The organism is Streptomyces sp. NPDC002896, assembly GCF_040295225.1.
Taxonomy (GTDB): domain Bacteria; phylum Actinomycetota; class Actinomycetes; order Streptomycetales; family Streptomycetaceae; genus Streptomyces.
Genome location: NZ_JBEOVA010000022.1, coordinates 51,815 through 74,606, shown reverse-complemented (window position 1 = coordinate 74,606; position 22,792 = coordinate 51,815). Strand labels below are relative to the sequence as shown.

Sequence of the window (22,792 nt, the reverse complement as noted above, 5' to 3'; positions counted from 1 at the left end):
GTCAGCCCTTGATGCCGGTCTGCGCGATCCCCTGCACCAGCCAGCGCTGCAGGAAGAGGAAGACGAACACCAGGGGCAGGATGGAAATGGCAGTGGCCAGGAAGATCAGGTGGTAGTTGACGGTCTGGTTGGTCATGTACGAGGACAGCGCGATCTGGACGGTCCACGCGCTCGGGTCCTGCCCGATGACCAGCGGCCAGAGGAAGGAGTTCCAGCCGTTGATGAAGGTGATGGTTGCGATCGCCGCGAAGAAGTTCAGCGAGTTCGGCACGACGATGCGCCAGTACGCACCCCAGTAACCGAGCCCGTCCACGCGCGCCGCCTCCTCCAGCTCCTTCGGGAAGCCCAGGAAGTACTGCCGGAAGAGGAAGCAGGTGAAACCGCTGAAGAGGCCCGGGATGATGAGGCCGCGGTAGCTGTCCACCCAGCCGAGCGACGAGACCAGCACGAAGCTCGGCACGAAGGTGACGGCCGACGGGACCATCAGGGTGACCAGGACCGCGTAGAAGATCTTGTTTGCGTGCTTGTACGGGATACGGGCCAGGCCGTAGCCGGCGAGCGAGCACACCAGCAGGGTGCCCACGGTGTGCAGGACGCCGACGACCGCCGAGTTCCACAGGGAACGGGCGAAGGGGACCGTCGTGTCGTTGAACAGCTCGCTGATGTTGCCCCACTGGAGGTCCGTGGGGAAGAACTGCCAGTTCTCGCCGGTGATCTCGGCATCGGTGGAGAAGGCGTTGCGGACCAGCAGATAGAACGGGATCAAGAAGAGCAGGGCGGCGATGCCGGTGGCGATGTACAGGCCGGTGGAGCTCATGACGCCGCCACGCCTGACGCGGCGCGGCTTCCCGATCTCGGGGACGGTGGTGGTCACTTGGATTCGTCACCCCTTCCGAAGCCCAGGATCTTGCCCTGGAGCAGGGTCACGACGCAGATCAGCAGCGTCAGGATCACCGCGCCCGCGCTGCCCGCGCCGTAGTCCTGGTTCTGGCCGAGGGCGGTGTAGTACAGCTCGACGAGCGGCGGCCGGCCCCACGTGGTCTTCGACAGCAGGTTGTAGAACTCGTCGAAGGCCTGGTACGCGGCCACGAGCAGCAGCAGGATCACGGCGGTCGTCGTCGCACGCAGCTGGGGCAGGGTGATGTGTCGGAACGTCTGCCAGCCCGGCTTCGCGCCGTCGATGGCGGCGGCCTCGTACAGCTCGCCGGGGATGTTCTGCAGCGCCGCCAGGAAGAGGATCATGTAGAAGCCGGACTGCAGCCACAGGCGCGCGCTGACGATGACCATCCAGTACCACGGTGGATTGGGGTCGGCCAGCCAGGCGATGTTCTCGACGCCGAACCAGCCGAGGACGGTGTTCGCCAGGCCGAAGCGGACGCCGTTGAAGATGGACATCTTCCAGATCAGCGAGGCGGCGACGTAGCTGCACGCGGTCGGCAGGAAGAAGACGGACCGGAAGAACGCCCGCATGAAACGCAGACGGTTCACCAGCAGCGCCAGGCCCAGCGACAGCGCCCAGGTGGTGGGCACGATGAACGCGGCGAAGACGGTGAAGGTGACGAGGGCGCCTATGAAGTTGTTGTTCTCCAGCATGAACCGGTAGTTGTCGAACCCGATGAAGTGGCTCGGCGTGACGGTGAAGCGCGCCTCGAAGAAGCTGAGCCAGATGCTCCAGCCGATCGGGACGTAGACGAAGATCACCAGGCCGATGAGGAACGGCCCGGTGAAGAGCCAGAAGTTGAAGGTGCTGCTGCCCCGCAGCCCCCGCCGCGGCCTGACCTGGGAGGTCTTGGCCGGGGCGGGGCGCGCGAGGTCGCGCGTCGTGGTCGACATGTCGTAACCCGTCCGGCGGCCTATCCGAAGAGCTTCTTGAGCTCGCGGTCGACCGTCTTGTCCGCCTTGTCGAGGGCGGCCTCCGGGTCCCCGCCCTTGCGGACGCTGTCGGCGAAGACGTTCTCCAGCGAGGTGATCATGGCCTGGGTCCAGCCGATGTTGTCGAAGTGCCCGAACTCGTTGAAGAGCTTGACGCCCTCAGCCGGCAGGCCCGACTTGAGCTTGGTGGCGCTCTCGGCGATCGAGGTGCGCGGCGGGATGTGGAAGCCGTACGAGGTGGCCCAGTCCTCCTGGTACTTCTTCTGGTCGATCCACAGCCACTTCACGTACTCCTTGGCCGCGTCGACGTTCTTGCCCTTGGCGTTGACGAACATCGACCAGCCGCCGTTGTAGACCGAGGGCTTGCCGGCATCGGTGACCTTCGGGAAGGGGAAGACGCCGAGGTCGTCGCCGAGCACCTTCTGCATCTGCGGCATGGCCCACATACCGCAGAACTGGATGGCGCACAGGCCCTGGTTGAGCGCGGACGGGTCCCAGAAGTCGGCCGGGGCGCCGAGGAGCAGGTCGCCGCTGGTGAACAGCTTGCGCATCTTCTTGATGCCCTCGACGACCCCGTCGGTGTGGTAGGCGATCTGGTTCTTGTCGTCGAGGGTGTCGGCACCGGCGGACCAGATCATCGGGTTGATGACCGCGTGCAGGTCGTTGCCGAGGAACAGGCCCTTGACCTTGCCCGTGGTGAGTTTGGCGGCGGCCTCGATCAGCTCGTCGAGCGTGGTCGGCACGTCGACGCCGGCCTTCTCGAGGAGCGAGGGGCGGTAGAAGAAGAACTGCGGGTCGTCGATCATCCGGACGCCGTATATCTTGCCGTCGACCGTGTGCGACTGGATGTCGGCCTGGTTGAAGTCGTCCTTGACCGGGTCGATGATGTCGGTCAGGTCCGCCACCTGCCCGCTCTTGACGAGCTGGATCTGCGGGTGGAACTCGAACAGGTCGGGGGCGTTGTCGGTGAGCAGCGTCGCGAACAGCTTGCTCTCGAAGTCGGAACCGGTGATCCACTGCGTGACCACGTTGGCCTTGGTGTACGCCTTCGCGTACTTCTTGATGGCCTGCTCGGTGCCCGCCTCGCCGTACGCGTGGAAGTACTGCACGAGGTTCTTGCCCGAACCGCTGCCGCCTCCGCGGCCGTTGTTGCTCCCGCATGCGGCCAGGGGGCCGAGGGCGGCGAGGCCGGCGGCGGCCCGGAGTACCGAGCGGCGGTCCCAGTTGCTGCTGCTCATTGCCGACATGGCTGACGTCCTTGTCTCGAAGGCGGCTCAGATGGCGTTGCGGTGCGGGACGTTAACCTTCGGCTAAGGCTTCGGCAAGGGGTTGGACGAAGTCTGCTCGAAGCGTTGTGCGGGGTTCGGGATACCGAACGGGGATGGGGCGGGCCGCCGCACCTGGGGGTCCCCCCGCTCGAGCGAAGCCGAGAGTGGGGGAGGCCCGCCCCGGTCGGTCAGCTCTGCCTCGACCAGGCCTGGTTGGCCCCGCCGTTGCAGGTGTAGAGGACGACTTTGCTGCCGTCGGCGGTCGCCTGACCGCTGACGTCCAGGCACTTGCCGGAAGCCTCGCTCACGATCTGCCCGTTGCTGTTGAGCAGCCACTGCTGCTGGGCGCTGTCCGCGCAGTCGGCGGCGGCAAGACCCGAGCTCGCGGCCGTCAGGCAGCCGCCCGCGCCCTTCAGCGCCCCGGTGGAGTCGTACGACCAGGACTGCGCCGCGTCACCCGTGCACGTGGCGATGGCGGCACCCGAGGCGTTCGCCGTGAGGCACTTGCCGGACTGCTTGCCCTGCAAGGCGCCCGTGACCGCGGTGGTCGCGTCGCCGCGCTGGTCGAGGACGAACGTGGTGATCGACCGGGCGGCGAGCGTGGTGGAGGCCGTCGCGCCGGACACCGAAGGCGGTGCGACGGACGCCCAGTTCTCGGTGGCCGAGGTCCGCACGGCCTGGGTGGCCTTCAGCGGGGTCTCGCTGTTGAAGTGCAGGTTCAGCGGCGTATCGGTCGTGTTGTGGTTGTTGACCACCACGACCCACTTGCCCTTCCGGCTGTACGTGCTGACCTCGACGCCGCTCGGCGCGCCCGTCACGTTGTGCGCGACGGCGCCCGGCTTCACGAACTTGCTGTACTGGCCGAGCGCGTAGTAGCGCTTGGTGAAGTACAGCGTCTGATTGCCGTTGGTGGCGTAATTCGGGTCGTAGTAGATCAGCCCGTCGTTCCAGCCGTCGTCGTTGCGCGCGTACGGGTCGCTGCCGACCATCTCCGAGAGCGCGACCCACCACTGGAACGCCGAGTCGTGTGCGGTCGCGAAGTCCTTGTACATGATCCGCGAGAGGTTCAGACCGCCGTCGATGGTCGGATCGTACTCCTGGGCCCAGCCGGTGCCGCCCTTGCCGAAGCAGCAGATCTCGGTGGACCAGGACTCGATGCCCGCCGCCTTGGAGGTCTCGTAGACCTTCGCCCGGTTGGCGTCACTGGGGTTGTCGTACGTGTGGTGGGCCAGCTTGTCGACGTACTGGGCCGTGCCCGGCTGCGAGATCCACTGCGGGACCTCTTCGTTGAACTTGACCGTGCTGGTGGACTCGTCGGCGATGATGCCGGTCTTCTGGCCGCGGGCCTGCTGCTCGGCGCCCAGCGCGCGCACGATGTCGTCGCGCTGGTCGACCGGCACGAGCATGCCCTCCTGGCCGCAGGAGTCGAAGCTGTTCGTCGGCTCGTTGAAGGGGCTGATGTAGTCGAACTTCTCGCCCTGGGCGGCGAAGTGGTCGGTGACGTCCGCGATGTACTTGGCGAAGTCCTCGGTGTTCTCCGCCTTCAGGTATCCGCCGCAGCTCTTGCCGTTGGTCTTCCACTCGGCGGGTGCGGAGTTCACGAAGGCGATCAGGTCCTCGACGCCGTACTTCGCCGCGTACGTCAGGAACGTACGGCCGCCCTTGTCCTTGCTCCAGTCGTACGTGCCGTCGTCGTTCAAAAAGTCCTCGGGGGCCCGCGACGGCGTGGTCACCGCCGTGCCGCCACCGCCGATGTTGTAGCGGTAGGAACTCAGGTCCAGGCCGTCCTCGGAGAACAGGAGCTTGCCGACCCGGGCCTGCACGGAGGGCGAGAAGTGCTGAAGGTCGTTGACCCACCAGGCACCTGACGCGCCGATGTCGTCGATGGTCTGCGCGGCGTGGGGGGAGACTTCAGCGGGGGCGGTGTCTGCGGCTCCCGCGGACGGGGCCGCGGCCAGGGCCCCGGCGGCGGTGAGTGTGGCGGCGAGGGCCGCCGCCAGGACCGGGCGTCTACTGCCCGGGCGTATGCGGCTCTCGGTTCGGGGGGTGGTGCGCGACATGTGCATCCCTTCCGTCGTCACGAAGGCGGTGCTGTACGGCTCCTTGCAGGGGTAGTGCGACGGGCGGTCCTGCCGCCCGTGGTCTTCTTCTGGGACTGGCTCCCGGGCTTCTGGCCCACGGAGGACAGCGCCCCTTCCAGCGCGAAGGTCGCCGCGCCGAGGCACACCGGGTCGGTGGGAATCGGGGAGAGGACGATCTCGGTGGCGGCCAGCGGCCGCTTCAGCGCGTGCCGGGCGACGGCCTCGCGCACCTCGGCGAGCAGCGGCTCGCCGAGCGCGGACGCGACCCAGCTGCTGAGGACGATCACTTCCGGGTTGAGCAGGTTCACCAGGTCGGAGATGCCGGCGCCGAGGTAGCGGCCGGTGTTCTGCACGGCCTTGACCGCGACCGGGTCCTGCTCGGCGACCCCGCGCGCCAGGGCGTCGATCGTCGCCGTCTGGTCCTCGGGATGCAGCAGCGCACTGCCGGGGCTCAGCTCCCGCAGATTGAGCATGATGCCGGGCGCCCCGACATACGTCTCCACGCAGCCGCTGTTGCCGCAGTGGCACAGCCGGCCGTCCAGCACCAGCGTGGTGTGACCCCACTCGCCCGCGCTGTTGGTGGTGCCCCGGTGCAGCTCGCCGCCCAGCGCGAGCCCGGCGCCCACACCCGTACCGAGATTGACCACCACGGCGTCGCCACGCCCGCGTGCCGCACCGAACCACAGCTCGGCCACGGTGCACGCGTGCAGCGGATTGTCCAGATGCAGCGGATACGCGATATGGGCGGCCAGCAGGTCCAGGAGCGGCACGTCGTGCCAGTCCCAGTTCGGTGCGTAGACGGAGACACCGCCCTCGCGGTCCACCTGGCCGGGCACGCTGACCCCGACGCCGAGGACCCGCGCGCCCGCCACGCCCGCCTGCGCGACCACCGAGCCGACGGCCGCCGCGACGTGGGCGACCACCTGCTCGGGACGGTTCTCACCGGGACGTACGTCCTCGTCGGCGCGCCCCAGCACGTTCAGTGCCAGATCGAACAGCTCGACGCGGACGTACGTCTCGGCGATGTCGACGCCGATCAACGCGCCCCCCGACGCGTTGACGGCGACGAGCCCGCGCGGGCGCCCGCCCGCCGAGTCCTCGAACCCGACCTCGGTGAGCATCCCGAGCTCCAGCAGCTCCCCGACGAGCGTGGCCACCGTCGCCAGACTCAGCCCCGTCGCGGCGGCCAACTCCTGCCGCGACGTGGGCGACTCGGCGATGATCTGGCGCAGCACCTCATAGCGGTTCGCCGTACGTATGTCCCGGGACGTGCGCTTCACCGGCCTGCCCCCTCCGTCCCTCTGATCCCTGGCGAGGCGCAAGGCTATGGCCTGCGCCGACTTTCGACAAGGGGTTAGGAAAGGGGCTGGAGAAAGTAGCGCGGTCCGGTCGGCCCGGCGGGCGATGCGAGGCGCGGCGGCCGGGCCGACCGGGGATTCTCCAGGTGTGGCCGGGTGCCTCTCAGATCTGCTCCGGCCGCTCCACACGGCCCGCCAGCACCTGGCGCACGAAGGGATTGCGGAACTTGCCCGCCGGGTCCAGCGTCTCGGCGAGCGCGACGAATTCTGACATACGCGGATAGCGCTGCCGCAGTACGGCGGGTGAGGTCGTGAACACCTTGCCCCAGTGCGGCCGCGGCGCGGACGGCGCCAGCCGGTCCTCGACCAGCGACACCACGGGCAGCACGGATGCGGTGTCCTTCACCCAGGTGAAGTGCAGGGCGACCGTGTCGCGCCCGTACGCCGGACTGAGCCACTGGTCGTCCGCGGCCACCGAGCGCACCTCGCAGATCTGCAGGACCGGCGCGATCTTCTCCCGGACGGCGTCCAGTGCGTGCAGGGCGGCGAGCGCGTCGGAGCGATCGAGGAGGTACTCGGACTGGAGCTCGGCGCCGCTGCTCGGCATGAAATCGGCGCGGAAGTGGGGCAGCCGCTCGTGCCACGGGCCGGGAACGCCGAGCTGCTGCGTGCAGTTGGCGGCGGGCATGCCTGGCACGGGATGCATGGGTTCGGTGGCGGGCGCAGCCCACGGGAAGTCGACGGCCGGCGCGTCGGCGCGCTGCTTCAGCCACACCTGCGTGAAGCGCGGGCCCCGCCAGTCCGTGAACAGACTCACGCTGTACGCGGTGGACGACACCGCCTCGTAGTCGAGCCCGTCGAGCGGCAGGTCCGTGAACACCTGCTGGCTCACCTCGAAGCCTGGTTCGAGGTCCAGCGTCAGCGCCGTCACCACGCCCAGCGCACCGAGGGACACCACGGCTCCGCCGAACCGGTCCTCGCCCCGGCGGACCGTCACCGTCGAACCGTCCGCCGTGACCAGCTCCACCTCGCGCACCGCCGACGCCAGGCTGCCGTTCGCGTTCCCGGAGCCGTGGGTGCCCGTCGCGACGGACCCCGCGACGGAGATATGCGGCAGCGAGGCCATGTTGTGCAGGGCCAGCCCGTGCTCGTGGACGCGCCGGGCCAGCTCCGCGTACCGCACACCGCCCGCCACACGCACCGTGCGCGCCGCCGTGTCGACCTCGACTGACGGCGGCAGCGCGGCGAGGGACAGCAGCACGTCCTCGCTGTCCGCTATCCGGTTGAACGAGTGGCCGCTGCCCAGCACTCGCACCTTGCGGCTGTCGGCCACCAGCGCCCGCAGTTGGTCCAGCGAGCCGGGGCGGTGCACCTCGCTCGGCGTGAAGGTGATGTTGCCTGCCCAGTTGGTCACGGTGCCGGCGCCGTATGCCGCTGTGTCGGTCACGGGCTGTAGTCCCTCCCCTGTTCACGATGAGCCGTCGCTGTGCAGGTTATCTCCCGTGCCTGGCGTACGGATCTTGCTGGGGGAGTCAGCCCCCATCGAACCGGGGCGGCTCAAGCCGGCCGGGCGCGGGGCGGCGAGGTGCGATGCCGCGGGACCCCTGACCTTCGGTCACCCGGAGCCGTACCGCACCTCTGCGGCCGGAAAGAGGGAGGGCGTCGTTGCGTGCCATGACGTTTTCGTACTGGCGGATGAGCTCAGCCGTGTGTGTTCTGTGTGCTGCGGACCCATTGTCGAGGCCTTGTTGTGCTCGCAACAGTTCGCCGTAGATTGTCGCGTAGGAGCCGCACAGTTTGATTTTCTCTTCGGTCCGGTCACTCAGCCCGGTGACGTATGGGACAGCGATCGCGAGGGCGGAGATCCCTGCGAGTACGGAGAGGATCACCTGCGCGGTGAGTGGCGAGGCATGGGAGATGAGGGGCCACGCGAGGAGTCCTGTGGTGAAAATGATCGCCGCCGCCACAACATTGTGCAGCTGGACCAGTTGCAGCAGGCGAACAGCTTCCCTGGGCATTCTCGTCGCCCAGTAGCCAGCTCCTCCGATGCATTGTTCGAGTCGCCGTGACAGTACCGCGTCAGGCGAGTTCTTCGACCTTCGAAAAATCTTGGACAGAAGCCTCATGGCACTCTCACGAAAGGAGGACGGTTCCTGAAACAGTGACTGCTGGGCGGCGGGCTTCCCGATATTGGCGCTTCTATTACCGGATAATTAACCCGCATGGCACAACCGAGGTTGTGTCAGCTGATGCGGCAGTCGCGAGTTTTACGGCTTCGGAACTGATACAGGGCATGCTGTGGCGTCCGGGTGGCGTGGATTTCCCCCGGCGTGTCTTTGCGATCATGTGTGGCTGAGCGCATAGTGAAGTGGTGAGGCGTATGGGTTATCGGCCGCACAGTGATGGAGCCCATCCGAACTGGGCGCCCTCGACGGGATGACCCATGCCGGAAACCCCGGCCCGATTCCGGCGGGCCGGGGTTTCCAGTGCCGCGTGGGCGGCCGTGTTGCTCTTCTGTGTCACTGCTTCTTCGTGGTCTGCCTTTTCGGCTGGTTTCAGTAGTCGTAGTCGTCGTCGTCGTAGTCGTCGTCGTAGCCCTTGTTGCCGTGGCCGTCGATCACCTTGAAGCTGCCCACGATCACATCGCCTTCAACGTTTCCATCGACCACGAACTGGGAGGACTTGGGCGAGAGAATGGCCTCCGGAGTGTCGCTGCAGTTGACGGTGTCGAAGAACTCGACGATCTTGTTGCTGAGGTTCTCGACGTTGAAGGTGTCATCGGCGACGGCGCCGTCGTGCTTGTGGCCGTGGACCTGGACGCTGGTGACGGGGAAGCACTGGTACTTGTGAGCCGGGTACTTCTGCCCGTTGACGATGATCTTGCCCTTGTCGTGGCCCTTGTCCTTCTTGCCGTGGCCCTTGTTCCCCTTCTTCTCGTAGTCGTAACCCTTGTCCTCCTTGTCGTAGCCCTTGTCCTCCTTGTTCTCCTTGTCGTCCTTCTTCTCGCCGTTGTCGCCGCCGAAGGGAGCGGACGCGGGGACGGCCTGCCGGCCGGACTCGGCGTAGTCGCTGTCGGAGGCGTAGGTGATCCCGGTGAGAGTCAGGGCCGCCACGCCGACGGCGGCGGTGGTCACGGCGACAGTACGCGTCTTCATTTCACTTTCTCCTTGCTGTCAGAGATGTCGGCTTGGCAGCCGACCCGAGAATGAACGTACTGACGGCTTTTCAGGCTGTCATCTCGGGAATATCGAAGGTGTGATCACCGAGGGCCGACCGGCCGCACGCTGAGTTCGTCTCAAGCGGGTCCAGATTTTCTGACGTTCCGTCAAAAGGTAAGTAAAATAAGGGTTATCCGGCGGCGGTTTGGGCTGGCCGGGCGAGTGTCCGATGCCCCGTCACCCTGTCGGCAGGCTCCGGCATATTTTGAGAATGCGGCCCGGATGGAGGGCGACAGTGGCAGGGGGTCAGTCTTTTTCTTCTTTTGTTCGGTGACACGCCTGATTTTCGGCCGGTTCCGCTTTTCCTGCCGTGCGTGTGATAAAAGCCGTGATCTTCGTCGCGCCGCCTGGGCCTGCTCCCCTCCAGTCGTCGGGCGACAACCCCTGACGCCGTGCGCCGGGTCCACCCGCGTAACGTGAGGAGCCGAGCAGACGGGGACTCACGAGGAGAAGGAGAGCCATGGGCAGCCGTACCGCCGACAGCCGCACCGCGCTGGTCGAGGATCTGCTGGACCGGTTCCCGCACGTGCCGCGGGAGGCCGTGTTCAAGGAGGACCTGCTCCGCGGCGGCGTCGCCTTCGACGAGTCCGCGCTCAGCGACACGGCCAACGAGGCGTCCGGCGACGTCAAGCCGAAGTCGTACTTCATCTTCTCGTTCGACCACGGCACCCTGCCCGAGCTGGGCGCCGCCGCCCTGCGCCGCCCGCCCGAGGAGATCGTGCTCACCGGCGGGCCGTACGAGCTGCGCCGCACCGTCGTGTCCGTACGCGTGAACCCGGCGTCGCCGTACCGCGTCGCGGCGGACGACGGCGGGGTGCTCGGGCTGTACCTGGACGGCGTCCGGATCGCCGACGTCGGCCTGCCGCCGATGCCGGACTACTACCGGCACACCCTGGAGAACGGTAAGTCCGTCATGGAGGTGGCACCCACCATCCAGTGGGGCTACCTCGTCTATCTGACGGTCTTCCGCGTCTGCCAGTACTTCGGCGCCAAGGAGGAGTGCCAGTACTGCGACATCAACCACAACTGGCGCCAGCACAAGGCGGCCGGCCGCCCCTACACCGGTGTGAAGCCGGTGGAGGAGGTCCTGGAGGCCCTGGCCATCATCGACAAGTACGACACGGCCAAGGCCTCCACCGCCTACACCCTCACCGGAGGCGCCATCACCTCCCACATCGGCGGGCGTGACGAGGCCGACTTCTACGGGCAATACGCCAAGGCCATCGAGGAGCGCTTCCCCGGCCGCTGGATCGGCAAGGTCGTCGCCCAGGCCCTGCCGAAGGCAGACGTCCAGCGCTTCAAGGACTACGGCGTGCAGATCTACCACCCCAACTTCGAGGTGTGGGACCGCCGCCTGTTCGAGTTGTACTGCCCGGGCAAGGAGCGCTACGTCGGCCGCGACGAGTGGCACCGCCGCATCCTCGACTCCGCCGAGGTCTTCGGCCCCCGCAACGTCATCCCCAACTTCGTCGCGGGCGTGGAGATGGCCGAGCCGTTCGGCTTCACCACGGTCGACGAGGCCATCGCCTCCACCACCGAGGGCCTGCGCTTCTTCATGTCGCACGGCATCACGCCCCGCTTCACCACGTGGTGCCCCGAGCCGACGACCCCGCTGGGCAAGGCCAACCCGCAGGGCGCCCCGCTCGAGTACCACATCCGCCTGCTGGAGGCGTACCGCAACACGCTGGAGGAGTACGGCCTGACGTCCCCGCCCGGCTACGGTCCTGCCGGGCCGGGGCGCGCGGTGTTCTCGGTGAGCTCCTTCATGGACAGCATCTCGGCCTAGCAGCGGGCAGGGGCCTTCACCGGAAGGCCGGGAGGCGTGCACCGGCAGGAGGGCGTGCACCGGCAGCGGGCGTGCACCGGCCTACACGGCGACGGCTTCCGGACGGGCGTGCGTGGGGAGCCGGCCGCTGCGGTGCAGGCCGCGCAGACACCCGGCACACGCGACGCCGAGCGCGAGAAGCACGAGCCAGGGCAGTGCCGGAAGCCCCGCCGCGCGGGACGCGTCCAGTGCGGCGCCGGTCAGCAGGTTGCCGAGCGTGATGCCGATTCCGCAGATGGTGTTGTAGAGCCCGTAGTGGGTGGCGACGAGTCTGTCGCCGGAGAGACGGACGATGGTGTCCATCTCGAAGGGGTACGCGATCATCGTGCCGACCGCCAGCAGCAGGGCCGACAGTGACGGCGGCACGCTCGCCATCAACCACCGCCCCGGATCGGAGTCCGGCACGGGCAGCGGCGCCACCGCCAGCAGAGGCAGGAACGCCGCGCCCATCGTCGCGACCCCCCAAGCGAGGGCCCGCCCCGGATCCGTCCGCGCCTTGCACCACGCCGTCACCCGGGTCTGGAACAGGACCGTGCCGAGGCCCGACACCGCGAACAGCAGCGCCGTGGCCGCCGTACCGGCCCCGCCGTCACCACCGAGTCGGCGCGCCTCCAGGGGCAGCGCGAGATACACCTGGAAGGAGAGGACATACGAGCCGATCATGGCGGCGGAGAAGAGCAGGAAGGGCCGGTTGGAGACCACGGTCCGCACCTGAGCCGCCATGCCGACCACTGACGGTGCGTCGCCCTCCGCGCTCCCGCTTGCCGCCCTGCCGCTCTCCGTCCCGCCCGTCGCCCGGCGCGCCGGAAGTTCCCTGATCTGAACGATGCTCAGCACCGCGAAGACGCCCGAGGCCACAAGGCAGGTGGCGCGGAAGTCCACCGCCGTCAGCGCCATGCCGACCAGCGGGCCGACGAGGATCCCGGCCTGGTAGAAGACGTTGAAGAGCGCGAAGGCCTCAACACGCCGGTCGCCGGCATCCGCCGCCAGATACGCCCTGACGGCAGGGTTGAACAGCGCCCCGGCCAGCCCGGTGGCCGCACAGGCGGCCACCAACGCGGGCAGCGAGTCGACGAGTCCCAGTGCCGCGAACCCGGCCGTACGCAGCACGCACCCGGCGACGATCATGGGCTTGTACCCGATCCGGTCGGCGAGAGCCCCGCCCACCAGGAACATGCCCTGCTGCGTGAAGTTCCGTACGCCGAGGACCAGTCCGACGGCCCATCCGGCGAGACCGAGCGAGCCCGACAGATGCGCGGCCAGATAGGGCATCAGCATGTAGAAGCCCAGATTGATCGTGAACTGGTTCACCATCAGCAGCCGCACACTGCGCTCATACGTACCGAACTGCTGAAGCATCCCCTTCACCTGGCCCCCTCGGCATCCGAGGCGGAGACCGCCAGCGGGTCGACGACCGTCGTGCACCGGGTCCAGCGGGTGACCTCGCGGCCGTCGGCGCGGGGGATCTCGTCCGGTTCCCGGGCGGGCGGGGCGCCGAGCAGCCCGTGCGCCGCGCAGTACTCGTCGTCGTACACCGTCGAGAGATAACGCTCCGGCCCGTCGGGGAAGACGGCCGCGATCCGGGCGTCGGCGGGCAGGGTGCTGGCCGCCCAGCCGGCCACGAGGGCGACCGCGCCGACGCTCCAGCCGCCGGTGGCGTAGTGGGCGGCGGCCAGTCGGCGGCACGCCCACACCGCCTCGGCGGGCGCGACCCAGTGCACCTCGCTGAAGATCCCGTAGGCGACGTTGCGGGGATGGATGCTCGATCCCAGGCCGCGCATCAGGCGTGGCCGCGCGGGCTGGCCGAAGATCGTCGAGCCGACGGTGTCGACGCCGATGACGCGCAGGCCGGGGTGGAGCTGCCGCAGCACCCGGGAGAGCCCGGCCGAGTGGCCTCCGGTGCCGACGCTGCACACCAGGACGTCGAGACGGCCGAGCTGGGCGGCGAGTTCGAGGGCCAGCGAGGCGTACGCGGTCGTGTTGTCGGGGTTGTTGTACTGGTTGGGGCACCAGGAACCGGGGTGCTCGGCGAGGAGTTCGGCCACCCGGTCGAGGCGGGCTCGCTGCCAGCCGCCCTGCGGGTGGGGCTCGGCGACCGCGTCGACCTCGGCACCGTAGGCGTTGAGCAGCCGAGTCATGGGCGGTTCGAGGCCGGGATCGGTGACGAGGGTGACGGGATGTCCGTGGACCATGCCGGCCAGGGCCAGTCCGAGCCCCAGCGTGCCGCTGGTCGACTCGATGATCCGGCAGTCCGGCCGCAGGTCGCCGCGGGCACGGGCGCGTTCCACCATGTGCAGCGCGGCACGATCCTTCATTCCGCCCGGGTTGAAGCCTTCGAGCTTCGCCCAGAAACCGCGGCCGTCCGGGACGAACGGCCGGGCGATGCGCAGGACCGGAGTGTTGCCGACGAGGGCGGACAGGGTGGTGTGGGTGGGGGGTGCTACGGATGCGGGTTCCACGGAGTCGGGGGCTGCGGCGTCGGGGTCTACGGCTGTCGGTTCTACTGCGGTGGTGATCAGAGAGTGCATGGTTTCGCTCTCGTCGGCAGGCGCGGGGGCACTGCGGGAAGATTGCGGCTGAGGGCAGGGCAAGCCAAGCCGTCTCTTCGCCGGACTCCGGCTCGTACTGCGGCTCGTGGACCGGTTCGCACGCAAGGGAGGCGTGCAGGACGCCGGTCCGCGGGAGGCGCGGGAAGAGGGAAGGCACGGATGTCGATGGCCGTACGGGTTCGTCGACGGCCGTACGGGTCGCGGATGGCCGTACGGGTCCGGGAAGCCGTCGGATCTAGATCCGCAGGACCGCCGTCCGATCCGGACGCGGCGGACCGTGGGAGCCCTGCCAGGTACAGTCGGGCAACGCTGTGCCGCTGGACTGCCCGATGTGTGCCGCGGCGTGGTCCAGGGTGCAGGCGGTGTCGGGAGCGGCGAGGGACGGACCGTCCTGCGGCTGCGCCGAGAGGCACTCGCCTCCGGGATGCGGCGAGTCCTCGCCGTGATGGTGACCCGTGCCGTCGGGGTCACCGGCCGCATCGGCGCCGTGGGCCGATGCGCCACCCGGCACGGGGATCGGGCCGGGGATCCGGTCGACGGTCCGGTCGGCGGCGACCGAGGAGGTCACCGTTCCGGGGGAGATGTGTCCCGACCCGCCCTCCACACCGATGCCGTGGGCATAGAGCACGCCGAGGAGGAGCACGCCCAGCCGGCAGAGGCGCAGCACACCCGCACTGCGGCAGGTGCGTCGTGCGCCGAACGGCGGCCGGGTCGTGATCATGCCGTGATGCTAACCGCCGGAGGTCGGCAGCCCGCGGAGCTTCGCCGTTCCGGCGCTCGGGCGTGCCGCGCCACTCCGCCCGTCCATCGCCCGGCCGCATCGCTCCGACGTGCCGCGCCGACTCCGCCCGCGCATCGGCCGCCGCCGCATCGCCCCGACGTGCCGCGCACCCTTGTCGGTGATCGGAGCATCTGCTTGACTCCGCCCGCCAGAACGCCACTTCACCGACGGAGGCCGATCGGGGCCGCCGGAGGCCGACGGAGGACGCCATGGAGATCACCCGCAGAAGCCTGTTGTCCGCCCTGTCGGCCGCCGGCCTGCTGACGGTGATCCCCGCGCAGCCGGCGAGCGCCGCCGACACCGCGGCGGGCAGCGCACGTCTTCTGGCCAACACCGTGGCGGTCTTCGCCGGGACCGCCGAGTCCAACGCCCGTCCGGAGACGGCCGCCAAACTCGCCGCCGTCGACAGGACCGCACGGACGAACCTGCAGTCCATGGATGCCGCCGGCCCGGGCGAACTGTTCGCAGGTCTGGTGCTCGGCACCAACGAGGCCAACCTCAACACCGCTTTCCGGCGGCTGTACGAGATCGCCCTCGCGACCCGCACACCGGGCGGCGCCCTATCGGACCTGTACGAGAACACCGCCGTGCAGCGCCGAGTGATCGACGGTCTCGTCTGGCTGCACGAGCGCTACTACGGCGACCAGTCCAAGGGCTACTACGGCAACTGGTTCTACTGGGAGATCGGTCTCTCCCAGTACATCAGCAAGACCCTGGCGCTCCTCGCCGACCAGGTGCAGGCGTACCGCCCGGACCTCGTACGCACCTACGCGGCCTCGATGGACGCCTACCTCCGCAACGGCACCGACGGGGACGTGAACCTCGACTCGCGCTTCCACACCGGCGCCAACCTCGCCGACATCACCACCAACCGGATCCTGCAGGGCGCGCTCCTCGGCGACGACGCGCGCATCCGCAAGGCCCTCACCGACCAGCTCACGGTGTTCGCCACTATCGATCCGTACCAACTCAACCACGGTGTCACGGACGGTTATTACGCCGACGGCTCCTTCATCCAGCACTCCTCCGTCGCCTACACCGGCTCCTACGGCAAGGGACTGCTGACCCGTGTCGTGCAGACCCTCAAGATCCTCGACGGTACGGGCTTCGCGCACGGCGAGGAACTGGTGCCCACCGTGCAGGGCTGGGTGAAGAACGGCTTCGCGCCGTTGATCTTCGAGGGCTGGATGATGGAGATCGTCAAGGGGAGGGCGGTGTCGCGGACGGACACCGGCTACACCGACGTCGCGGCGGTCGTGGAGGCCGTCGTCGACCTCTCCTCCCTAGCGAGCGGCGCCGACGCCACAGCTCTGAAGAGCTACGTCAAGCACATCCGGACGACCTCGCGCGCCGCCCTCGATCCGGCCGGCTTCGTATCGCCGCTCAGCATCGTGCGCTACGCCGACATCATCGGCGACGTCACCGTCGAGCCCGCGGACCTCAACCCCGCCTCGCGCAGCGTCGCCTTCAACGCCATGGACAGAACGGTCCACCGCAGACCGGGCTACGCCTTCGCGCTCGCACGCAGCTCCGACCGCATCAGCAAATACGAGTACATGAGCGGCGAGAACCTCATGCCGTGGTTCCAGGGCGACGGCGCGTACTACCTCTACCTCTCCGGACAGGACCAGACCCAGGCGTACGGCGTCGACTACTTCACCACCGTCTCGCCGTACGGCCTCGCCGGTGTCACCGCGCCGGTCGAGCAACGGCGCACGATCCCCGAGCTGTACGGGAAGCCGTACTACGACAACCCGGGCCACCCACTGAACTTCACCTCGTCGTCCGAGTCGCAGAACACGTACGTCTACTTCCCGCGCGGCACCAACCGGCACTCCGGCGGCGCCGTCCTCGGGGTGTACGGCACGGCCGGGTGGGTGCAGTCCGACGATGTGCCCTACCGCGACAAGGGGGCGGGCCTGCTGCCGGACGACTTCGTGGTGTACCGCAACGCGACGGCGACGAAGTCGTGGTTCCTGCTCGACGAGGAGATCGTGGTGCTCGCGGCGGACGTCGGAGATCCGGCCGGGAGGGCCGTGACCACGACGGTCGACGCCCGTACGGCCGCACCGGACGACCGGACCTCCGTCACGGGGATGCTCCGCGACGGCCGCCCCTGGACCGGCCCAGGCTCCGGCACTGGCACCGGTGACCTGCACTGGCTGCGCTATGCCAACGCCACCCAGGGCACCGCCGTCGGCTACGTCTTCCTCGACGCCCCGCAGGTGAGGATCGCCCTCGACAAGGTCACCCGCAGCCGCCGGGTGGTCCGCACCTCGAACCCGGACACCGCTGTGACCCGCAGCGTCTTCGGCGTGGCGGTGGACCAGCCCGCCGGAGCCGAACCCGCCCATCTCGCCTACGCGTTGGTGCCGAACGCGGGCGAGGCCCGACTGAGGTCCTACGCGAACGGGCCGCTGAAGGTCGTGTCGAACACCCCGCGCCTGCAGGCCGTCACCCACACCGGCCTCGGCCTGACGGCCGTCAACAGCTTCACGACCGGCCGCCACGAGGCCGCTGGGATACGCATCGACGGGCCTGCCTCGGTCATCGTGCAGCGCGAACGCCGCGGTCTCACCACCGTCGCCGTGTCCGACCCGACCATGGATCGCGACGCGGTGACTGTCCTTCTCCGCGGCCGGTCGCTGCGGGAGGTCGCATCGGACGACGGGGTACGCGTCAGCCCGGTCCCCGGTGGCACCCGGCTGGAGTTCGACACCCGACAGGCGTACGGGCGGAGCTTCACGGTGACGTTGGACGGCTAGGGGCGTCGCCGACACGCCCAGGGTTATTCGGTGGCGCGCGAGTGCGCCCGCCCCTATGGTGAGTCCGGTTCCTGCGGTGGCCGACGGCTGCCGCTGTCGGCTGAGCGAAGAACGGGAGGTGTGACCGATGGCTGTCGTTGAGATGGGCGCTGCCCGCATCCGGAAGTTCATCCATTCCACCCCCGTGGTCTCCGGCTGACCTCTTTCCTCTCCCACGCCTGTGCGCGTGTGCCGGGGCCACCCTTCGAAGGGTTCCCCCTTGAACAACACCATCTCTTCAGCTCTCGCTCCCTACGGCTGGGACGACGACTGGGCGGCCGAGTTCGCCCCGTACGCCGCGCAGGGCCTCCTGCCCGGCCGCGTAGTGCGCGTGGACCGCGGGCAGTGCGACGTCGCCACGGCCGAGGGAGTCGTCCGGGCCGACACGGCGTTCGTCACGCCGCGCGACCCGATGCGGGTCCTCTGCACGGGGGACTGGGCGGCCGTGGACGCGGCCGGAGACCCCCGCTTCGTACAGGCGTATCTGCCGCGCCGCACCGCCTTCGTGCGGTCGACCGCGTCCGAGCGCTCCGAAGGGCAGATCCTCGCGGCCAACGTCGACCACGCGGTCATCGCGGTGTCGCTCGCGTCCGAGCTCGACCTGGGCCGCGTCGAACGGTTCCTGGCTCTGGCCTGGGAGTCGGGAGCCCAGCCCCTCGTCGTCCTCAGCAAGGCCGACCTCGTGCCGGACCCGGTGACGCTCGCGTATCTCGTCCAGGACGTGGAGACCACCGCGCCGGGTGTGCAGGTGCTGCCGGTGAGCTCCACCAATGGCGAGGGCGTCGACGTGCTCGCCGCACTGGTCGCGGGCGGCACGAGTGTGCTGCTCGGGCAGTCCGGTGCGGGCAAGTCGACGCTCGCCAACGCGCTGCTCGGCGACGACGTGATGGAGGTGCAGGCCATCCGCGACATGGACGGCAAGGGCCGGCACACCACGACCACCCGCAATCTGCTCGTACTGCCGGGCGGCGGCGTCCTCATCGATACGCCGGGGCTGCGCGGCGTGGGCCTCTGGGACGCCGCGACCGGAGTCGGACAGGTGTTCACGGAGATCGAGGAACTCGCCGGGAACTGCCGATTCCAGGACTGCGCGCACACCGCCGAACCTGGCTGCGCGGTGCTCGCGGCCCTCGAGGACGGCACCCTGTCCGAGCGCCGCCTCGACAGCTACCGCAAGCTGCTCCGCGAGAACCAGCGCATCGCCGCCAGGACGGATGCACGGCTGCGCGCCGAAATCCGCCGCGACTGGAAACGGAAGGGCGCGGAGGGTCGCGCGGCGATGGAGGCGAAGCGGGGGCGCTGGCACTGAGCGCAGCGGGGGGCGGGACGCTGCTCCCGCCCCCTTCACGCGAAGGGCGGCCCCGCGGCGAGGCGTCGGACCCCGACGTCCGATTCCCGCCAGCCCCCGCGGCAAGCGGCCCGCACACTGGAAGACGTGACCGACGAAGAGACCAGGTACGAGGCGGTCCGCAGCCGCGACGCCCGCTTCGACGGGGAGTTCTTCTTCGCCGTCGAGACGACCGGAATCTACTGCCGCCCGAGCTGCCCCGCGGTGACCCCGAAGCGGCAGAACGTCCGCTTCTACGCCACCGCGGCCGCCGCCCAGAGCGCCGGATTCCGGGCCTGCCGGCGCTGCCGCCCCGACACGGTGCCCGGCTCCGCCGAGTGGAACGTGCGCGCCGACGTGGTCGGCCGCGCCATGCGGCTGATCGCCGACGGCGTGGTCGACCGCGAGGGCGTCGGCGGGCTCGCCGAGCGGCTCGGGTACAGCGCCCGCCAGGTGCAGCGGCAGCTCACCGCCGAGGTCGGTGCGGGCCCCGTCGCGCTCGCCCGCGCGCAGCGGGCGCACACCGCGCGGGTCCTGCTGCAGACCACCGGTCTGCAGGTCACCGAGATCGCCTTCGCGGCGGGCTTCGCCAGCGTCCGGCAGTTCAACGACACGATCCGCGCTGTGTACGCCGCCACGCCGACCGAGCTGCGTGCCCAGGGCGGCCGACGCGGCACAGCCGTACGGCGGGCGGCCACACCCTCGGCCGGTGTCCCGCTGCGGCTCGCCTACCGCGGCCCGTACCAGGCGGGAGCCGTGTTCGACACGCTCGCACGCGAGGCCGTCCCCGGCATGGAGGAGGTCACCGGGGACCGCGGCGCGCGGGTCTACCGGCGCACCCTGCGGCTGCCGTACGGCACGGGCGTAGTGGCGGTCGACGAGAGGATCCCCGGCCCGAGGGCCGTCGCCGCCCGCGGCCGCTGGCTCCCGGCGCGACTGCATCTGACCGACCTACGGGATCTGACCACCGCCGTGCAGCGGCTGCGGCGCCTCTTCGACCTGGACGCCGACCCGTACGCCGTCGACGAGCGGCTCGGCGCCGACGCCCGGCTCGGCCCCCTGGTCGCCGAGCGGCCGGGGCTGCGCTCGCCCGGTGCGGCAGACCCTGCGGAGTTCGCCGTGCGTGCGCTGGTCGGGCGGGAGGAGTCCGAGCGGCTCGTGCAGGAGTACGGCAAGGCGCTCGACACACCCTCGGGCACGCTCGGCCATGTGTTCCCGGAACCGGGCGTACTCGCCGAGGCGGAGGGCGGCACCCTCGGTGCGCTGGCCTCCGCCCTCGCCGACGGCACCGTCCGTCTCGACGCGGGCGCCGACCGGGACGACGCCGCTCAGGCGCTGCTCGCGCTGCCCGGTATGGACGCCCGCACCGTCGCCTTCATCCGCATGCGTGCCCTCGGCGACCCGGACGTGGCCCTGGCCGATGAGCCGGTACCGGACGCATGGCGGCCGTGGCGCACGTACGCCTGTCAACACCTCTGGACCGAAAGGGACTTGGGGGGAGGCAGGAGCTGACCTTTGGGCAGCGGCCCTCCGGTCAGGTCTCTCAGCCCGCCGGCTCGTCCAGCCCCCAGCTGTGGACGCGCTTCGGGTGGATGCGGATGACCTCCTCGCTGAAATGCGGTCCCAGGTCGTGCGGACCCGTCAGCAGCTCCGCCTCGCCCCGGATCTCCACGCCCCGCACCCGCCACGGTTTGAGGCTCGCGATGTCGTCGACGACCAGGGCCACCTTGGGGTTCGCCTGCAGGTTCCGCCATTTCTTGGTCGTACCCATGGCGTATCCGCCGATCAGGATCGTCCCGTCGTCCTGCGGGAAGAACCCGACCGGGTTCGCCTGCGGCTGCCCCTCGGGGTCGACCGTGGCCATACGGCCGAGCCGCTGGGACCGCAGATACGCCCGCTCGGCCTGGCTGAATTCGGTCATGGCGTCAGCCAAACACGCGCGTACGCGGCCCGCATCGGCTCATGGACCTACGCCGTGAGCCTTAGCCCCAGATGACCGCCCCGATCCAGGCGCCCACGATCAGCAGGCACGCGAAGAGTTCCGTCAGCACGCTCCAGCCGCCCGACCGCATCGCCGTGCGCGTGGCGGACAGGGCGTCGCCGTGCCGGCCCAGCCGCAGCCGCTCCGACAGATAGATCCCGGAGACGAAGCCGGGGATCGCACCGATCACCGGCACCACGACGAACCCGACGAGTGCTCCCGCCCCCGCCCACACCGCGATGCGGAGTGTGCCGCCCCCGCGGATCAGCCGGCGGGGCGGCAGCTGCCAGCGGACGGCCTGGGACACCAGCAGCACCAGGGTCGCGCCCGCGAGCACGGCCCAGGCGAGGCCCGTGGGATCCAGCAGCGCCCACCAAAGCACCGCTGCCCACACCAGCCAGGAACCCGGCACCCCGGGCACCAGCACTCCCCACAGGCCGAACAGCATCACCACGCCGACCAGCAGGAGTTCCCAGACTCCCATCTGCCCAGCGTGCCGGAGACCGGACGGACCTGCAGGTCAAGCTCGTCGTGTCGCGCCCACGTGCCCCCGCAGCCACGCCAAGTCGGTCAGTTTCGGTCAGCGCCGGTCACACCTGAGTCCAGTGCCGGTCAGTCCTGCGTCACCCGCGCATGCCGCGCCACCCATCCCCGTTCGTACGCGTGCCAGCCCAGCTGCAGCCGGGTGGTCACGCCCGCCAGCTCCATCAGCCGCTTCACCCGGCGCTGCACCGTACGCAGGCCAAGGTCGAGCTGTTTGGCGACGCTGGCATCGGTCAGTCCGGCCAGCAGCAGCGAGAGGATCTCCAGGTCGGTGCCGTCGGGCGCGTCCGGCTCCTCCTCGGTGACCTGGCCGCCCTCGCCCAGGCGCAGCGGCAGCGCCTCGCGCCACACCGCCTCGAACAGTCCGGTCAGCGACTCCAGCAGCCCGCTCGCGTGGACCACGACCGCGGCGGGTTCGGCGGTGCGCGACGTGAGCGGCACCATCGCGGTCGACCGGTCGGCGATGACCAGCTTCGTCGGCACCTGGTCCACGACCCGTACCTGCTCGTCGCGGCCGAGCGCGGCCGACAGTTCGGTGAGCCCGCTGGGCAGCGACAGCACCTCCCGCTCGATCACCACCCGGAACGCGACACCCCGGTTAGCGGCCTGCTCCTCCGCGTCGTTGTCCATGCCGGAGACCGCGATCGGCTTGCCGGTCACGAGCGCGCAGACCTCGTCGCTCGCGCCGAGCTGCAGCTGCAGGAAGCGCTGCGAGACGGCGGCCGCGCCGGTGACCACCTCCACCAGGTCGTGCACCGCCGGCTCGGCGGCCTGGGCGCGGTACTCCTCGGCGAGCAGCGCCGCCGCCAGCTCCGCCTTCTCCAGTTCGTGCCGCTGCTGGGCGAGGAGCGCACCGAGCGCGACTCCGGGCGGCGCCGCCACCCAGCGTCCCGGCCGGGCCGACGACTGTGCGGCCAGACCGTGGCGCTCCAGGCGGCGCAGCGCGCGCTCCGTGTCGTACTCGCCCAGCGTCAACCGCCGTGCGAGATCGGGAACTTCGGCGGCCCCCACCGACACGAGCGCTCGGTACGCCGATTCGTGCATCTCGTCCAGACCTATCGCAGCCAGCATGCGGCGATGCCCTCCCCAGGTATCGACTCCGGCGGGCGCCGTGGCGGGAAACAGCCACGGCGCAAACCCGCCCGCGAACATCATCGCCGCACCACCCGTCTCTCTGCCAAGGTGGCGCCACCGCAGTACCAACGGCCGCCGCACATTGCGCGCTTGGCCTGCCTGACCTGGGCG

The 22,792-nt window shown here is 69.6% G+C and carries 18 protein-coding genes; 4 read left to right on the top strand and 14 right to left on the bottom strand.

Annotation, left to right across the window (positions count from 1 at the left end):
- Position 1 precedes the first annotated feature (1 nt).
- The 8 genes from ABT009_RS32325 to ABT009_RS32290 all read right to left on the bottom strand — a co-directional run bounded on the left by ABT009_RS32325 (position 2) and on the right by ABT009_RS32290 (position 9,674).
- Positions 2-874: a carbohydrate ABC transporter permease gene (locus ABT009_RS32325; RefSeq protein ID WP_351303006.1), complete on the bottom strand. Its 873-nt coding sequence runs from the start codon at positions 872-874 to the stop codon at positions 2-4.
- On the bottom strand, positions 871-1,833 hold the full coding sequence (locus tag ABT009_RS32320) for a carbohydrate ABC transporter permease (RefSeq protein WP_351303003.1): 963 nt from the start codon (positions 1,831-1,833) through the stop codon (positions 871-873). Before ABT009_RS32320 ends, ABT009_RS32325 begins: the two co-directional genes overlap by 4 nt.
- A gap of 20 nt (positions 1,834-1,853) precedes the next feature.
- Positions 1,854-3,119, bottom strand: a complete 1,266-nt coding sequence (locus ABT009_RS32315; protein ID WP_351303000.1) for an ABC transporter substrate-binding protein — start codon at positions 3,117-3,119, stop codon at positions 1,854-1,856.
- Positions 3,120-3,328: 209 nt separating this feature from the next.
- Positions 3,329-5,206, bottom strand: a complete 1,878-nt coding sequence (locus ABT009_RS32310) for a glycoside hydrolase (protein ID WP_502990009.1) — start codon at positions 5,204-5,206, stop codon at positions 3,329-3,331.
- Between the two features lie 11 nt (positions 5,207-5,217).
- Complete coding sequence (locus ABT009_RS32305) at positions 5,218-6,501, bottom strand: ROK family transcriptional regulator (protein ID WP_351302995.1); 1,284 nt, start codon at positions 6,499-6,501, stop codon at positions 5,218-5,220.
- Between the two features lie 181 nt (positions 6,502-6,682).
- Positions 6,683-7,966, bottom strand: a complete 1,284-nt coding sequence (locus tag ABT009_RS32300) for an FAD-binding protein (RefSeq protein WP_351302992.1) — start codon at positions 7,964-7,966, stop codon at positions 6,683-6,685.
- A gap of 85 nt (positions 7,967-8,051) precedes the next feature.
- Positions 8,052-8,537, bottom strand: coding sequence for a hypothetical protein (locus tag ABT009_RS32295; protein WP_351302989.1), 486 nt, complete (start codon positions 8,535-8,537; stop codon positions 8,052-8,054).
- 537 nt (positions 8,538-9,074) lie between these two features.
- Positions 9,075-9,674: a hypothetical protein gene (locus tag ABT009_RS32290; protein ID WP_351302987.1), complete on the bottom strand. Its 600-nt coding sequence runs from the start codon at positions 9,672-9,674 to the stop codon at positions 9,075-9,077.
- A gap of 523 nt (positions 9,675-10,197) precedes the next feature.
- On the opposite strand from ABT009_RS32290, the gene ABT009_RS32285 reads away from it, so the two are divergent.
- Complete coding sequence (locus ABT009_RS32285) at positions 10,198-11,523, top strand: radical SAM protein (protein ID WP_351302984.1); 1,326 nt, start codon at positions 10,198-10,200, stop codon at positions 11,521-11,523.
- An 81-nt stretch (positions 11,524-11,604) separates the two neighbouring features.
- Here the strand turns inward: ABT009_RS32285 and ABT009_RS32280 are convergent, their stop codons facing one another.
- The 3 genes from ABT009_RS32280 to ABT009_RS32270 all read right to left on the bottom strand — a co-directional run bounded on the left by ABT009_RS32280 (position 11,605) and on the right by ABT009_RS32270 (position 14,832).
- A complete protein-coding gene (locus ABT009_RS32280; protein ID WP_351302980.1) occupies positions 11,605-12,921 on the bottom strand; it encodes an MFS transporter in 1,317 nt (438 codons plus the stop codon).
- Between the two features lie 5 nt (positions 12,922-12,926).
- Positions 12,927-14,090, bottom strand: a complete 1,164-nt coding sequence (locus tag ABT009_RS32275; protein WP_351302977.1) for a PLP-dependent cysteine synthase family protein — start codon at positions 14,088-14,090, stop codon at positions 12,927-12,929.
- Positions 14,091-14,346: 256 nt separating this feature from the next.
- Complete coding sequence (locus ABT009_RS32270) at positions 14,347-14,832, bottom strand: hypothetical protein (RefSeq protein ID WP_351302974.1); 486 nt, start codon at positions 14,830-14,832, stop codon at positions 14,347-14,349.
- A gap of 269 nt (positions 14,833-15,101) precedes the next feature.
- Between ABT009_RS32270 and ABT009_RS32265 the strand changes: the two genes are divergently transcribed.
- From ABT009_RS32265 to ABT009_RS32255, 3 genes are all read left to right on the top strand, one after another.
- Positions 15,102-17,657 carry a polysaccharide lyase family 8 super-sandwich domain-containing protein gene (locus ABT009_RS32265; RefSeq protein WP_351302972.1) on the top strand — a complete coding sequence of 852 codons (2,556 nt, stop codon included), beginning with the start codon at positions 15,102-15,104 and terminating at the stop codon, positions 17,655-17,657.
- A gap of 259 nt (positions 17,658-17,916) precedes the next feature.
- Positions 17,917-19,005 carry a ribosome small subunit-dependent GTPase A gene (rsgA, locus tag ABT009_RS32260; protein WP_351302969.1) on the top strand — a complete coding sequence of 363 codons (1,089 nt, stop codon included), beginning with the start codon at positions 17,917-17,919 and terminating at the stop codon, positions 19,003-19,005.
- Between the two features lie 126 nt (positions 19,006-19,131).
- The gene (locus ABT009_RS32255) at positions 19,132-20,535 is read left to right on the top strand and encodes a DNA-3-methyladenine glycosylase 2 family protein (RefSeq protein ID WP_351302966.1); all 1,404 of its coding nucleotides are present in this window, start codon (positions 19,132-19,134) and stop codon (positions 20,533-20,535) included.
- A gap of 31 nt (positions 20,536-20,566) precedes the next feature.
- Here ABT009_RS32255 and ABT009_RS32250 read toward each other — a convergent pair whose 3' ends face one another.
- The 3 genes from ABT009_RS32250 to ABT009_RS32240 form a co-directional block, all read right to left on the bottom strand.
- Positions 20,567-20,944: a PPOX class F420-dependent oxidoreductase gene (locus ABT009_RS32250; protein WP_351302963.1), complete on the bottom strand. Its 378-nt coding sequence runs from the start codon at positions 20,942-20,944 to the stop codon at positions 20,567-20,569.
- 61 nt (positions 20,945-21,005) lie between these two features.
- Positions 21,006-21,488: a DUF456 domain-containing protein gene (locus tag ABT009_RS32245; protein ID WP_351302960.1), complete on the bottom strand. Its 483-nt coding sequence runs from the start codon at positions 21,486-21,488 to the stop codon at positions 21,006-21,008.
- A gap of 128 nt (positions 21,489-21,616) precedes the next feature.
- Positions 21,617-22,618, bottom strand: a complete 1,002-nt coding sequence (locus tag ABT009_RS32240) for a helix-turn-helix domain-containing protein (protein ID WP_351302957.1) — start codon at positions 22,616-22,618, stop codon at positions 21,617-21,619.
- Positions 22,619-22,792 lie beyond the last annotated feature (174 nt).